The following is a 14,034-nucleotide window of genomic DNA, read 5'->3' as shown; positions in this document are numbered from 1 at the left end:
CTCACGCTCTGGCGACTTCGGGATATTCCCTGATAATATCGAGAGCCATCTGCACGGCCTTCGTACCTTCCCGCGCAAGGGTAGCAAGATTCTCAAAGCCGAAGCGATGCACGTCACGCAGTGTTTTTGAAAAAATGACCAGCCTGCCTGTCGTCAGGATCACGCGACCAAAGCCTTCATGACTCATTTTCATCATGGGAGAGGCCATCAAACCACACTCCTGTTCCACAGCAAGACCAACGGCCTGATAAAAATGCTCCACACGAGAGATAACATCCGGATCCGGATCGCTGATGATAGGCATGGCGCGTTTTTCTTCCCGACTGACAATATAATCACGCAGCAGCCATTCATCCGGCTTGTTTTCCCATGCGCCGAAGGAATCTTCTGCACGGATACGCCCGATTAACGCCCTCAGAAAGGGACTTTTCATTGGGTCTTCTTCCTGCACCAGCGTTGCAGGTGATACTTGGTGAGACATATCAATCATCCTCGTCCAGAAAATCCATTGACCGTTTAACGCCCATGGCCTTGCGCAACCAAGGTGGAGGATTACCCACCATCATGGCCTGTACCCGCTCAATGACCGAGGAAATGCTTTCGGGATTCAAAAGCTTGACCGGGTGAATATGAGCCCGCACGACCTTGGCTGCTGCCGGGCCACCGATTGCGAGCACAAACAGCAGGTTACACCCGGCCAACGCTTCCACCTTGGGGCCAATGCGGTCATCCCCTTCGGTCTGATGCGCTCCACTTTCGTCCGAAACATCATCAAACGCTACGGCTTCCACAAAGCGTGCGTTGTGTGGCGTAACATCCCATATTGCAAAGCGCTGGGCCGAACCAAAATGCGCATTCAGGGACTTCATATCCCGCGTGGCAATGGCAATCCGCAGGCGTGGAGCGTCCTGCGGCAGATCGTCCTGCGGGCCGTTCTGTGCTGTTTCAATGAGTTGCAAATGTACCGCTGGCATGACGCCCCTCCTCAGTAATGATGACTGGTGCTGGAATGGCACTTTCAAAATCTTCCGGCCTGCACTCATGGCTCTCATCAAGGAACTGATTGGCCACCCGGAAGATCAGTGAACGCGTGCCGCGATAACCCACTGTTTCCTCATGCGAGACACCAAGCCGGTCAAAGATTGGAAAGCCAACGCGCATAAGCGGAACTCCAAGCCTGGCTGCTGCCTGCCGGCCGTGGCTATGCGTAACCAGAAGGTCCGCACCCGCCTGCGCGGCACCATCTTCCAGATCCACAAGATCACCCACAACAACAGTTTCAACAGGGATCTGCTGAAGGATGCGATTCCCCCCGGTGGACGCAATGGCTGTCACGATCGATGCGCCCATGCCTGCAAAAAACTGCGCAAGGCTGAAGAGAAGGTCCGGATCAGCAGCAATAGCCACCCTCTTGCCGCCAAAATGAAAATGCCCATCCAGCATGGCGTCAACCAGTTGCGCGCGCTGCCTGCGCAACCGACCCGGCACGGGTCTGAGCGAAAGACGCGCCAGCAAAGAAACCAGACGGTCTGATGGCTCCAGACCCGTAAGTGTGGGAAACACCGTTGCTGGCACACCGGTTACGGCTGTCAGGGTATCTGCTGGCGCACGCATATGCTCGCCAATGGCAATGGTATGTACCGCGCGCGCCATATTCGCAATTTCCGACAACGATGTGCCACCAAGGGAGGTCGGCACCCAGCTTTCGGCAATATGACCATCAAGCGAATAGGAAATATCGGGAAGAATAACCGGATAAAATCCAAAACTTTCAATAATTTCACGCAGGGCTTCAATATCAGCCGGAGTCTGGTGCACACCTGGCAAGACATTGATCTGCTGAAATGCACGGATGGAAGGAGACCACGGTTCGACCAGACTGTTAATGATCGCGGTGGTCGCACTTGCCCAGCCTTCCTCCAGCGCGCCAGCGTAGTCGGGGGTGGAGGCCAGAACCACCTTTGTCTCCGCCAGTTCAGGATTCCGCTCTATAATCAGGCGTAGATCACCCTCACTGTCCTCCCCGCGCGTTTCCACCAACGCCGTAGTGGCAACCCCGATAAAACCGGGCTTCATCCGCCGGACCAGCGTTAGAAGCGCCTCCTCCAGGTTTGAAGCTCCCCCCAGAACCGTGGCCACCTCATCCATGGCTGTTGTCTGAAGGGGAATGGCTTCCTTGAAGTGCCTTACCGACAGAACCAGCGCAAAAGAGGTACATCCCTGCGCGCCATGAAACAGGGGAATACCCTTTTCAATACCCAGATAAGCAAGGGCAGCCCCCAGAGGAGCTGATGATTTGAGCGGGTTGAGAGAAGCCGCCTTACGGCGCTGGATAACGGTCGCCATTGTTTTCTCCCTTATCCGATGGGTACGAGGGCAGGTACGCCCTCATCATCAAATCCTGTCTCGCCGTCTTCCTGCTCCCATGGAGCCAGCCGCCTGACATCCTTCCAGACCGGGTTGGACAGGGACGCATCCAGTTGGCGCACAAGAGTGACCATGCCATCGTACCCGGCAAAGGCATGGTGACGTTCCTGATTAATATCCAGCCATGGAGTACGCGCTTTAAGCGCAACAAATTGCGTTCTTCCGCCCGAAAGAAGAATATCCGCATCCCCCCTGCGCAGTTGGGCATACATCTCACGCGGGGGGATGGAGTTCACCATATGCGCGTCTCCACCCATAAGGTCTTTTATTTTCTGCTTGTCATTATCAGTTGATTTACGAACAGAAGTACTGACAATCACCATCCCCATTTCCTGCAGGGCAGAGACGATTGACCAGGATTTAACCCCACCCGTATAAAGTAGAACCCGCTTGCCTGCCAGCCGAGAGCGATAAGTCTCCAGTCTGTTCCAGGCTCTTTTTTCTTCTGCTTCAATCAGGTTCTCGGTACGCACAATCAGTCCGGCATCTGCACCCTGTGCAACCAGCAGCCGAGCCAGAGTGCGCAAAGCCTCCGATGTATCGCTAATTCCATAAAAAGAGCCTTCAAAATAAGGAATTCCCCATCGCTCTTCCATTTTGCGGGCGACATTGATCAAGGCCGTGGAGCAGACCATCATATTCACCCGTGCACGATGCGCGGTGGCGACCTCACGGTAGCGGGCATCCCCCGTAATACAGGCATTTAATCGAATACCCAGTTGCTCCAGAAGGGGTTTGACCTGCCACAACTCCCCTGAAAGATTATAGTCCCCTAAAATATTGATGTCCGTTGGCGTTGTAACCTCAGGCTCCATGGTCCCGATCACATGGTCAAGCAGAGCCTCACCAGCCAGTTTGTTCCCAAGATTTTTAGAACCGACAAAACCCGGTGCGTTAACAGGAATACAGGGAATACCAAACTTCTCTGTCGCGTGGCGGCACACGGCGTTAATATCGTCACCAATCAGGGCCGTCACGCAGGTTGAATAGACAAAAATGGCGGGAGGAGCGTAACGCTCCACAACCTCACGCATGGCGCGATAAAGCCGCTTTTCGCCATTTCCCATAATAATATCGGTTTCTGTAATATCAGTTGTCGCACCAATACGGTACAACGTCGGTCCAGACGACGCTGCATGGCGGTTATCCCAACCATTCCCCTCACAGGCCAATGGACCATGCACCAGATGCACAACATCCGTTATGGGCTGGAGTGCAATTTTGGCGCCGTCAAACGCACAACCCCCGGCCGCAGCCCCGGGTTGAAGTGGCTTGGAACATCCCTTTTTACGCGCCTTCTCACCTTTGGCGACGTTCGTGTTGCAACCTGGCTCATCAAAGAGCGCGGTTATCTTCGCGTTCAGGGACTCCGCCATGCCCATTCTCCTATGAAGGCTGCCCCATTCAGACTGAACGGGGCAGGATAAAAGACATTTTTAACGAGTCAGGTCGAAGGAGTAGTCTGTAACGCCCGGTTCGATCGTATCCTGATCCAGACAATCAAAGATTTTATCAAGGATTGTTACCAGAACACGCAAACCACCCTGATAACCCCATACCGGGAAACGGTGATGATGATGACGATCAAAAATCGGGAACATCAGCCGGATCAGAGGTGTTTTTGTATCACGCTCCAGATACTTGCCATAGGAGTTGCCAATCAGCAGATCGACCTGCTCCGTGGCCAGAAGCGAACGCATATGCCAAAGGTCACGCCCGCCCCAGGCTTTGCATCCTGCACCAAATGGCGAACTGTCAAACAGTTCCTGCATCTGGGCTTCCCATGCCTTGGAACCGTTTGTTGCAAGGCAGTGCTTGGGCTCACCACCCGTTTCGAGCACAAAGCGGGCCATGCCATAAACAAAATCCGGATCACCGTAGATGGCGTAGGTCTTTCCATGCAGCCAGGCCTGACTATCGGCCATGGCATCCACCAGACGCCCACGTTCAAGCTCCAGAGCTTCGGGCACAGGTTTGCCGGTCAGTTCGGAAATGCTACCCAGCAGGTCATCCGTACCGCCAACACCTATGGGATAATGCAGAGATTTTGTTTTCTGGCCAAAGCTTGCCGCATAATCAAGCGTCTTGGGAGTGCAATATTCCTGCAAGGACAGCGTGGCCGAAGCATTGACCGCATTTTTGGTCGCTTCAATCGGGGTGCCGCCATCATACATGCGGAATTCACCATCCGAGGGCGTATCAAACTGGTCAGACACATCCGAAAGGATCGTGTAATCCACGCCCATCAGATCCAGAACCCGTTTGAGTTCACGGTTATTCCCAACAGCAAACCCATCAAAGCCCGGAATAATGTTCAAAGAGCCGTTGGAGGTCGCTGTCTTGCCTTTCCAGAAATGCTCAAGAATCCCTTTGAGCATGTTGTCATAGCCGGTCACATGGCTACCAACAAAAGCCGGTGTATGAGCAAAAGGAACGTCAAAGTCTGCCGGGACCGACTCTTTTTCCTTGGCTGTGGCAATAAAGGCATTCAGGTCATCGCCGATCACTTCTGCCATGCATGTTGTGGAGACAGCAATCATCTTGGGCGAATAAAGCTTGTAAGTATTCGCCAGCCCATCAACCATATTGTTCAGGCCACCAAACACAGCCGCGTCTTCCGTCATGGACGAGGAGACAGCCGAGGATGGTTCCTTGAAATGCCGGGACAGATGCGAGCGATAATATGCCACGCAGCCTTGCGAGCCATGCACAAAGCTCATGGTACGCTCAAAACCCGAGGCCACAAATACAGCGCCAAGCGGCTGGCATGCCTTGGCAGGATTGACGCTCAATGACTCACGGGCAAAGTTCTTTTCCCGGTAATCCCAGCTTTTTGTCCAGTCAGCAATCTGTGTAACCTGCTCGACCGGAGGCATGTTCTCGAACTCGGCCTTGCGAGCGAGCATTTCCTTATATTCAGGTTCCCGAAACAGTGGCGCATGGTCGAGAATTTTATCAACGGACTGTGGCATTGTCCTTGCTCCTCTTCAGGTCGCGGGTGCGCCAGACGGCACCACACGCCTGTTCAGTTCATTTTGAAGAAGCAGCGTCAGGCTGCTTCTTTTTTCCAGGGTGCCTTAAACAGGCCCCAGACCGGGTTGTTGATGGCCAGGTCCATGTCACGCGCGAAAATCGCAAAGCCGTCGTAACCATGATAAGGGCCGGAATAATCCCACGAGTGCATCTGGCGGAACGGAATACCCATTTTCTGCACGGGGTATTTTTCCTTAATTCCAGACCCGACAAGGTCAGGGCGCATGCCTTCAATAAAACGCTCAAGCTCGTAGCCGGTCACGTCATCATAGATCAGCGTACCTTCACGCACGTAGTGACCGGTGCGTTGGTAGTCATCGCTATGTGCAAATTCGTAACCTGTGCCGGTAATCACCATACCCAGATCATCATAGGCATTCACCACATGGCGCGGCCGCAGACCACCCACGTAGAGCATGACTGTCTTGCCTTCGAGCCGCGGCTTGTATTTGGCCAGAATTGCATCAACCAGAGGCTGGTACTTGGCAATCACACGTTCTGCGTTCGCTTGAATGGTCTCGTCAAACAGAGCGGCAATCTTGCGCAGGGAGGCTGCGATCTGGGACGGACCAAAGAAGTTATATTCCACCCAGGGAATGTTGTACTTCTCTTCCATGTAGCGGCAGATGTAGTTCATGGACCGATAGCAATGGATAAGATTGAGCTTGGCCTTGGGCGCACGCTCCATCTCGGCCAATGTGGCATCACCCGACCAGTTGCCGACTACCCTCAGCCCGATTTCTTCAAGCAGAATGCGCGAAGACCAGGCATCGCCGCCAATGTTATAATCCCCGATAACATTGACATCGTAAGGAGTTGTTTCAAATTTATCTTCCGCACCCTCCTGATTGAACACCCAGTCACGAATGGCGTCATTCGCAATGTGATGGCCGAGAGACTGCGAAACACCGCGAAAACCTTCACACCTTACAGGCACGATTGTTTTGCCGGTTTCTTTCTTTTTCTTGCGCGAGACGGCTTCAATATCATCACCAATCAGACCGATCGGACATTCGGACTGAATGGAGATTCCTTTTGCCAGCGGGAAAAGTTCATCAATTTCATCAATGATCTTTTCGAGCTTCTTGTCACCGCCAAAAACAATGTCACGTTCCTGAAAATCAGATGTGAACTGCATTGTTACAAATGAATCCACGCCGGTATTGCCAATGTAGTAATTCCGACGCTGCGACCATGAATACTGGCCACACCCGACAGGCCCATGGCTGATATGCACCATGTCCTTGACAGGTCCCCAGACCACGCCTTTCGAACCGGCATAAGCACAGCCGCGAATGGTCATGACACCGGGAATAGACTTGATGTTGGATTTGACGTCACATTCGCTCAGAGCACCATCTGCCTTTTCTTCGGCATCAGGGGTCGTAGAAACGCTCAGATGCTTCTGGCGACGCTTGCGGGATTTATCCGGATACGCTTCCAGAACCTCTGCTATCAGGCGTTCAGGCAGCGTGGGGTCGTTGATGGTCCCTTCATCGAGGCTCATCGTCTTTCTCCTGGGTTTCGAGAGCGAAAAGCCTGACGGGTACGGAACAAACCCGACCCGCCCGGCTCAGGATCACGCTATTGCAGCGGCCGTTTTTTCAGCTTCCTTGGCGGCCAGTTCGGCCAGCTGCTGTTCCTCGGTCTTCATGATACCGAATTCGAGCAGCATTTCTTCCAGCTCTTCCATGGTAATCGGGGTAGGAATGGTCCCCTGACCCGAGTTTTCATGGATTTTGCGGGCCAGTTCACGATATTCCGCAGCCTGCTGGCTTTCCGGTGCGTATTCAATCACCGTCTGGCGGCGCAGTTCGGCATGCTGCACAATGTTGGCGCGCGGCACAAAATGAATAAGCTTGGAGTTCAGGCGCTTGGCCAGAGCATCAGCCAGATCATATTCACGGTCGGTCTGGCGTTCGTTGCAGATCAGCCCGCCCAGACGCACACCACCAGAATGGGCGTATTTCAAAATGCCCTTGGCAATGTTGTTGGCTGCATACAGCGCCATCATTTCGCCGGACATGACGATATAGATTTCCTGCGCCTTGTTTTCACGGATTGGCATGGCAAACCCGCCGCACACCACGTCCCCCAGCACGTCGTAGGAGACATAGTCTACATCATCATAAGCGCCGTTTTCTTCCAGAAAGTTGATGGAGGTAATAACGCCACGCCCTGCGCAACCCACGCCGGGTTCCGGACCACCGGATTCAACACATTTGATCCCGTTGTAACCAACTTTGAGAACATCTTCGAGTTCGAGATCCTCCACCGAACCCGCTTCAGCAGCAAGGCTGAGAACCGTATCCTGCGCCTTGGCGTTCAGAATCAGACGCGTAGAGTCAGCCTTGGGATCACATCCAACGATCAGGATCTTCTGCCCCATCTCTACGAGAGCGGCGAGCGTATTCTGGGAAGTGGTCGATTTTCCGATCCCTCCCTTGCCATAAAAGGCGATCTGACGAAGCTTACCCATGATTTCGGTCCTGTATTGATGGAACTGCCTGTTTCGGACAACGCGTCCGACACACCCTGTTATCCCGCAAATACTGTGCCAACCCTCCCCCACACAGGCCCAAAACCATGAAATATGTAGACGGGGAGGATATATCCGGACGAATCTGTTTTAAAATATCTCTATGAAAAAATTATATTTTTATAATTACACTCTAAAAATCAGTACCCTCCGTCCATCGACCCGATTTTATGCAAGATTGTGGACATAATCTGCCCCGACAAGAGGAAGATCGAGCCGGGTAATCTGCATTTCGTCCAGAAAACGCTTTTCATTCCGTGTCAGTTCAACATCTGGCAGAATCGCGTAATGTGGCCCGCTCGAACGCTTCATGATCTGGCGTGCATATGAACGCAGCATCTGGTCATCAAACCTGCATCCCAGAAACAAAAATCCGACCGGAGTGCGGCGCTTTTGCACAATGTCAGGAATCGGCGTCTGAATGTCGAGTTCTGTCAGCACTTCGACATAATCTGAATCAGCAACCAGATAATGATGTGCCGGGGACACGGAACCATGCGGTTTATAAAGGACTGTTTTCCAGTCCGTTGCATCCTGCATGGTCACGGCGTCGCCCTGTGCGTCGTAGGCGCAATACCAGGTAAAGTCCCGCACACCTGTCCGTGGGGTACCCTGCACTTCTCCCCAGCGGTTACCGGCGACACAACCAAGAGCAACCCGCATAATCCCATCATACCATGTATCGACAATCATGGAGGGAGCACTCGCTGCCAGACTGAAATGTAGTGGAGAAGGAGCAATGGGAAGGGAAAATGCGCGGTCCATCAAGGCATCGAGTGTCTGGCGATGGCGCTTGCTTTCGATATACTGTGCAGCAGCCCACGGATTACCCCTGGCGCGCTTTGGCAACGCCACATGCCGTGCAAAAAAATCAGCCAGCTCCTTTGTATTGGACGGAACAGGACTGTCCGTTTCCTTACTCTGTCCAGTAGCCTGTGCAGACTGTTTTTGCAGATCAAGAGCAACCGCCGTCATGCCGGGGCCAAGATAGGGTACCAGATGTCCTGCACTGATACGTGCAAAAAGATGATCCCAACTGATCATTACCCTTCCTCCTCGCCAATACGACGCGCATTGACCGTTACCGGCAATTTTGTTCCGTGTTCCATGGAAGGAAGTTCAAGCACCCAGCCGTTTTTAAGCCGGACCCACCCACCCCATAACGTTTCTTTTTCCTGGGCAACCACCGGCTGCTCCAGATCTTTTTTGGGTACATAAACCGACAACCCCCGGTCATTCCGGCGCAACATCACCTTCATGGCATTTTCCTATTCTCAGTTTCCGCATGAAGTTCGCGAGCCCGCATGCCAACAATGGTGCCGCGTTCTACAAACTCGACCGCGTAAATATAATAACGTTGCAAAAACACACCGATATCCCGCACGTACCCGACATCACCTTTGTGAACGAGCATTTCTCCAATTTCACGTCCAGCAAAAGTTCCGTCATTCTTGACGTATCGTGTTGCCCGGACTTTATCGCCGGGCATAAAAACAGGCTTGCCGCGTGTTTCTACTTCTTCCTCACGTCCCAATCCCATGATCTTCCCCTTCTGGATGACCTGTCTGCTTTTCCTCGGCGAGCCGACGCGCGACCAGATCACGAATGATTTTTTCTTCATCATTTTCCAGCGCTGCAAGCATCGGGTATGGCAATCTTTCGATTGACGTAAACCGGACCCGAATGTCGGGATCATGTGCGAGCTGGTACAACAACCCCTCCTGCGCACGCGTAGCAACAATCTGGCGCACGGTTGGTTCGGGGTCGGATGCAAGGGCAGGTAGATATTTCAGGTCAATGCCCCGCGCCACCCAACGGCGTACGTCAGGCTCAGGATCATGCACCGCACCGACAAGGCAACTCGCTGACAGACGTCTTACGACAATAAGGCGTACAAACCAGTCTTCATCAGCCAGCATTTTCATCAGAGCTTTACCGCCAAGACGGCTTGCCACCGCAATGCGCACCCGCCTGTCCGGGTCGTTTGCCAATGCTTCAATCCGCGCTACAGGCAGGCGCAGGGCAACACCTGCCCGGACTTCGGCATCGGGATCGTTAATCAGTGCTGGCAGACGGAATACGGATGCAAACCGCACTGCCAATGTCCGCACTTCAAAATAGGGATGATCAAGGTAATCATTAGCCCCTGAGGGATTTTCACGGAAAAATCTCTCTATCCGGCGTGCGCGTGCATCACGCACACACACACGCCCACGACGGCACCGACCATCACGGTGCAACTGCTCATGGCGGCAACCCTGACATTGCAGCTTATGGCCGAGCCAGTCATGCGGTTCGGCTGTCTCCCAGGCGGAAATATCCCTGAGCTGATCGTCTCCGCTGGCATGATCTGGCACGGCCGCTGGAGTCCTCAGGCTGGAATGCAGGTCTTTGGAACAGGGCAGACCGCAGCACATTGCGGTGTATCAAACTGCCCCTCGCATTCAGTACATTTTTTGGCATTGATCACGTACAGATCATTCTTGAGAGAAATTGCCGCATTGGGGCATTCAAATTCGCAGGCTCCACATACGGTGCATTGAGACGTAACAATTTTATAAGCCATGACTTCAACCTTTCACAAAAAATACTGTTATATCAAGCGCTCTGACGCTGTTCCTGTTGCCCGTTCAGCTGTTCGTACCAATGACCTATCCCCTCTTCAATCCATTCAAGGGCATAGACATCCGTTGCAACAATTCCTGCCGCCGCCAGAGATTCCTTGGGGCAGTCACCAATTTTTCCGCAAAGCACGGCGCTTACTCCATCCAGAGCGGCTATGACCCCGTCCAGAGTTGCATCCTCTCCCCAGCCACCTTCACAGTACTGTTCGGTTTTGCGGTGCCCGACAAACTTTATGCCCTGACTCGAGACTTCATAAATCTGGAATTCCGTAGCATGACCAAAATGCTGGTTAATGCGTCCACCACCTTTTGTCGCTATTGCGACCAGCGCGACCGGGGCCTGTTGAACTTCCACCAGAGATTCACTGGCCACACGTTTGGCGGCTTCATGTTCTCCGCGCATTTCCGCAACAAGGGCGCGATAATTCCCCCGACGGGATGGATCATAGGCGACAGCCTCTTCCAACTGATCCAGCGTAAACTCCTGACCACGGTCCTCGCCCAGCAGCCCTACGGCATCAGCCCGACACTGCCGGCAATGCCGCATAAGCTTTGCGCCATCCTCCAACTGATCCTGCAAAGCCTTGAGTTCAGCGGGCGTGGGGCCGCGCTGACCGGTCAATCCATAATGGGTGCCATGCGCCGGGTCGGAAATAAGTGGCATGATATTATGCAAGAATGCGCCTTTTTCCTTAACAACCCTGTTGACCTCCATCAGATGCGTGTCATTCACTCCCGGGATCATGACTGAGTTGATCTTGGTGAGAATACCGCGCACGGTCAGCATCTCCAGACCAAGCATCTGCCGCTCATGCAGGATCTTTGAGGCGTCCAGTCCTGTCCAGCGTCGATTTTTATAAAAAATCCAGGGGTAAATCTGCACACCGATCTCAGGATCAACCATGTTGATGGTAATTGTGACATGATCGATATTCATGTCCGCAATTTCGTCCACATGATCAGGCAGAGCCAGACCATTGGTGGAAAGACACAGTTTGATATCTGGAATATCCGCTGCGATCAGCCCGAATGTGTCGCGCGTTTTTTTCCAGTCATAACAGGCGTCTCCTGGTCCTGCGATCCCAAGCACAGAAAGCTGCGGAACCTCATTGGCGACGGTAATCACCTTGCGCTGCGCTTGCTCTGGCGTCAGTTTTTCCGAGACGACACCGGGTCGACTTTCGTTTGCGCAGTCGTATTTTCGGTTACAGTAGTTACACTGAATATTACATGCAGGGGCCACAGCCACATGCATGCGCGCAAAATAATGATGCGCTTCTTCCGAATAGCATGGATGATCCTTGATTTTTGCCCATACTTCCTCGGACATGGAATCCGGTTTGTCTGAACTCCCACACTGAGACGACGAGCACCCGCCCGAGAGCGCTGCACGCATGGTTTCTGCACCACTACCTGCAAAATTCTGCAGGCCGATCAACTGCCCGGCCATCTGCCCTACTCCCCCTTGTTGCTTAGCAGAAAAGCCGCAAAATTCGTGCCAAACTGCACAGTAGCTTTGAATAAAGGGGATATGAATTTATCGGGGACAACCCCTGCATGGCAGGCTACGCACAACCATGACAGCACCATATAAAAACGGATCAATCTTAAAAACAAATCTTGACGTTCTTATTCAGAACTTTTTGATCGAGATTCCATTTTTACGCAGAGCATAGCCAACCTGCCGTGGTGTCAGACCAAGGATACGTGCCGCTTTGGCCTGAACCCACCCCGCTTTTTCCATGGCATCTTCAAGCATTTCCTTCTCCGAACGCCCGGCCACTGTCGTATCGACCGAAGCGGATGGCGAAGACTCTTCGCGCATGGGAAGCAGAAGGGATTGCTTGGCAGAAGAGGATAAAACACTCTCCGCCCCACCAACCTGCCACAAAACAGAAGAAAGGCATCCATCGCTATGACAGGCAAAATCATCCTCGCCAATAACGCTCCCGCGTGACAGGGTCGCCGTACGCCGGATACAGTTTTCCAGCTCACGCACATTCCCGGGGAAATAACAGCCACTTAAAACGGCAAGCCCATTGGAATCAATCTGCAGTTCAGTACCATTCTCCTGATTGAAACGATCCAGAAACTCCTGTGCCAGCAAAGGAATATCTGTTGGGCGTTCCCGCAGGGAAGGTAGAAAAACAGGGATGACGCTGAGCCTGTAATAAAGATCGGCACGGAATTTGCCTTTGGTTACTGCATCCTCCAGGTCCCGGTTGGTCGCTGCGACAATACGCACATTCACCTTTAAAGTGCGTGTGCCTCCGACCCTTTCAAATTCACCCTCTTGCAGAACACGCAAGAGCTTTGCCTGAAAAGATGCTGAAATCTCGCCAATTTCATCAAGAAACAATGTCCCGCTATCGGCCAGCTCAAAACGCCCTTTTCTAGCCGCAACCGCTCCGGTAAATGCTCCTTTCTCATGCCCGAACAACTCAGATTCAAGAACCGTTTCGGGCAGGGCCGCGCAATTGAGCTTGACGAAAGGTGCCTTGGAACGCGGTGAAAACTGATGCAGCGCACGGGCAAAGACCTCTTTGCCGGTTCCAGACTCCCCCCGTAGAAGCACGGTGGCGTTACTGCGCGCAACAATGCGGATTTTTTCCATAATCGCTGTAATGGCAGGGCTTTCCCCCACAATACGGACATCTTCCGTGTCGGCATGCACTGCGGCCCCCAGCTTGGCCACCTCAGTCCGGCGATCCAGATCGCCCATAAGCCTTTCGCGGTCACGCTCAACCAGCCTGTGCAGACGCACGGTCTGCCCGATCAGGTGTCCAACCATGGCCAGTAGACGTGTATTCAGTGCGACAACCGGTGAGTCTGAAGAAAAAGCCTTACAATCCACGACCAGAATACCAATAATGCCATCCCGTCCGGGAATGGGCACGCCAATCATGCCCACCTGCCGGGGATTGACGGCCCACGCAGGTTTTGCCCGAAAACCGATAGTCTGGTCATTGGCAATGTCCGGTATAATCAGGGGCGCCTTGTGCGTAACGATATGGCCGAGAACCCGCTCCGGCATGGACATGAAATAGTCACGGGAAATAACAGGATCTCCGTGTGAGCCTACAATCCGCTCCACCCGGTCTCCTTCACCAAGCAGCACACACACGCACGCGTTCATATCAAGAAAATTCTCAAGCGTTGCAAACACCTGAACAAGCATGACGCCCAGTTCAATGGGGGAGCACAATATCCGGGAAATTTCATATAACCCGGACAAAGCGACTTCAGCGCTTGTTTCCGTTATGCCTGTGGCACCAGACATAATGCCCTGACTTTCTTTTCGTAGCGTCATGTCATTTTTCCCGCAACCGCATGATCACCCAACTGACCCTGTGGGCCTCCGACATCGCCCCCTACAGCACGCCATGAAACGATTCCGAAATGAATAGACTT

General features: G+C 53.1%; 14 protein-coding genes. All 14 read right to left on the bottom strand.

Annotated elements, in window-relative coordinates:
* Position 1: 1 nt before the first annotated feature.
* The gene (locus AB2L51_RS06900; RefSeq protein WP_475557840.1) at positions 2–490 is read right to left on the bottom strand and encodes a NifX-associated nitrogen fixation protein; all 489 of its coding nucleotides are present in this window, start codon (positions 488–490) and stop codon (positions 2–4) included.
* A complete protein-coding gene (gene nifX / locus AB2L51_RS06895; RefSeq protein WP_166114132.1) occupies positions 483–974 on the bottom strand; it encodes a nitrogen fixation protein NifX in 492 nt (163 codons plus the stop codon). The genes AB2L51_RS06900 and nifX overlap by 8 nt, the downstream gene beginning before the upstream one ends.
* Entirely contained in the window at positions 946–2,346 is a 1,401-nt protein-coding gene (nifN, locus tag AB2L51_RS06890; RefSeq protein ID WP_395581847.1) for a nitrogenase iron-molybdenum cofactor biosynthesis protein NifN, read from the bottom strand. Before nifN ends, nifX begins: the two co-directional genes overlap by 29 nt.
* Before the next feature lie 11 nt (positions 2,347–2,357).
* Complete coding sequence (gene nifE, locus AB2L51_RS06885) at positions 2,358–3,803, bottom strand: nitrogenase iron-molybdenum cofactor biosynthesis protein NifE (RefSeq protein ID WP_395581846.1); 1,446 nt, start codon at positions 3,801–3,803, stop codon at positions 2,358–2,360.
* Positions 3,804–3,863: 60 nt separating this feature from the next.
* Entirely contained in the window at positions 3,864–5,399 is a 1,536-nt protein-coding gene (nifK, locus tag AB2L51_RS06880; RefSeq protein WP_395581845.1) for a nitrogenase molybdenum-iron protein subunit beta, read from the bottom strand.
* A gap of 77 nt (positions 5,400–5,476) precedes the next feature.
* Positions 5,477–6,967: a nitrogenase molybdenum-iron protein alpha chain gene (nifD, locus tag AB2L51_RS06875; protein ID WP_166114120.1), complete on the bottom strand. Its 1,491-nt coding sequence runs from the start codon at positions 6,965–6,967 to the stop codon at positions 5,477–5,479.
* A 72-nt stretch (positions 6,968–7,039) separates the two neighbouring features.
* On the bottom strand, positions 7,040–7,939 hold the full coding sequence (gene nifH, locus AB2L51_RS06870; RefSeq protein ID WP_253545284.1) for a nitrogenase iron protein: 900 nt from the start codon (positions 7,937–7,939) through the stop codon (positions 7,040–7,042).
* Positions 7,940–8,167: 228 nt separating this feature from the next.
* Positions 8,168–9,043 (bottom strand): SIR2 family NAD-dependent protein deacylase, encoded by an 876-nt coding sequence (locus AB2L51_RS06865; protein WP_395581844.1) that lies wholly within the window; start codon positions 9,041–9,043, stop codon positions 8,168–8,170.
* Positions 9,043–9,258: a putative nitrogen fixation protein NifT gene (nifT, locus tag AB2L51_RS06860; protein ID WP_395581843.1), complete on the bottom strand. Its 216-nt coding sequence runs from the start codon at positions 9,256–9,258 to the stop codon at positions 9,043–9,045. The genes AB2L51_RS06865 and nifT overlap by 1 nt, the downstream gene beginning before the upstream one ends.
* A complete protein-coding gene (locus tag AB2L51_RS06855; RefSeq protein ID WP_395581842.1) occupies positions 9,255–9,539 on the bottom strand; it encodes a nitrogen fixation protein NifZ in 285 nt (94 codons plus the stop codon). The genes nifT and AB2L51_RS06855 overlap by 4 nt, the downstream gene beginning before the upstream one ends.
* On the bottom strand, positions 9,523–10,356 hold the full coding sequence (locus AB2L51_RS06850) for a 4Fe4S-binding leucine-rich repeat protein (protein WP_395581841.1): 834 nt from the start codon (positions 10,354–10,356) through the stop codon (positions 9,523–9,525). Before AB2L51_RS06850 ends, AB2L51_RS06855 begins: the two co-directional genes overlap by 17 nt.
* 14 nt (positions 10,357–10,370) lie before the next feature.
* Complete coding sequence (locus AB2L51_RS06845) at positions 10,371–10,565, bottom strand: 4Fe-4S binding protein (RefSeq protein ID WP_166114104.1); 195 nt, start codon at positions 10,563–10,565, stop codon at positions 10,371–10,373.
* 32 nt (positions 10,566–10,597) lie between these two features.
* Positions 10,598–12,073, bottom strand: a complete 1,476-nt coding sequence (nifB, locus tag AB2L51_RS06840) for a nitrogenase cofactor biosynthesis protein NifB (RefSeq protein WP_395581840.1) — start codon at positions 12,071–12,073, stop codon at positions 10,598–10,600.
* Between the two features lie 183 nt (positions 12,074–12,256).
* Positions 12,257–13,933: a nif-specific transcriptional activator NifA gene (nifA, locus tag AB2L51_RS06835; protein WP_395581839.1), complete on the bottom strand. Its 1,677-nt coding sequence runs from the start codon at positions 13,931–13,933 to the stop codon at positions 12,257–12,259.
* Positions 13,934–14,034: the final 101 nt, after the last annotated feature.

Origin of the sequence: Acetobacter fabarum (assembly GCF_040702925.2) — a bacterium.
Taxonomy (GTDB): domain Bacteria; phylum Pseudomonadota; class Alphaproteobacteria; order Acetobacterales; family Acetobacteraceae; genus Acetobacter; species Acetobacter fabarum_B.
This window is presented reverse-complemented; position numbering and strand designations above follow the sequence as displayed.

Excerpts from the sequence above, each read along its gene's own strand:
- AB2L51_RS06900 (WP_475557840.1), bottom strand. The coding sequence starts at position 490 with ATGATTGATATGTCTCACCAAGTATCACCTGCAACGCTGGTGCAGGAA.
- nifX (WP_166114132.1), bottom strand. The coding sequence starts at position 974 with ATGCCAGCGGTACATTTGCAACTCATTGAAACAGCACAGAACGGCCCG.
- nifN (WP_395581847.1), bottom strand. The coding sequence starts at position 2,346 with ATGGCGACCGTTATCCAGCGCCGTAAGGCGGCTTCTCTCAACCCGCTC.
- nifE (WP_395581846.1), bottom strand. The coding sequence starts at position 3,803 with ATGGCGGAGTCCCTGAACGCGAAGATAACCGCGCTCTTTGATGAGCCA.
- nifK (WP_395581845.1), bottom strand. The coding sequence starts at position 5,399 with ATGCCACAGTCCGTTGATAAAATTCTCGACCATGCGCCACTGTTTCGG.
- nifD (WP_166114120.1), bottom strand. The coding sequence starts at position 6,967 with ATGAGCCTCGATGAAGGGACCATCAACGACCCCACGCTGCCTGAACGC.
- nifH (WP_253545284.1), bottom strand. The coding sequence starts at position 7,939 with ATGGGTAAGCTTCGTCAGATCGCCTTTTATGGCAAGGGAGGGATCGGA.
- AB2L51_RS06865 (WP_395581844.1), bottom strand. The coding sequence starts at position 9,043 with ATGATCAGTTGGGATCATCTTTTTGCACGTATCAGTGCAGGACATCTG.
- nifT (WP_395581843.1), bottom strand. The coding sequence starts at position 9,258 with ATGAAGGTGATGTTGCGCCGGAATGACCGGGGGTTGTCGGTTTATGTA.
- AB2L51_RS06855 (WP_395581842.1), bottom strand. The coding sequence starts at position 9,539 with ATGGGATTGGGACGTGAGGAAGAAGTAGAAACACGCGGCAAGCCTGTT.
- AB2L51_RS06845 (WP_166114104.1), bottom strand. The coding sequence starts at position 10,565 with ATGGCTTATAAAATTGTTACGTCTCAATGCACCGTATGTGGAGCCTGC.
- nifB (WP_395581840.1), bottom strand. The coding sequence starts at position 12,073 with ATGGCCGGGCAGTTGATCGGCCTGCAGAATTTTGCAGGTAGTGGTGCA.
- nifA (WP_395581839.1), bottom strand. The coding sequence starts at position 13,933 with ATGACGCTACGAAAAGAAAGTCAGGGCATTATGTCTGGTGCCACAGGC.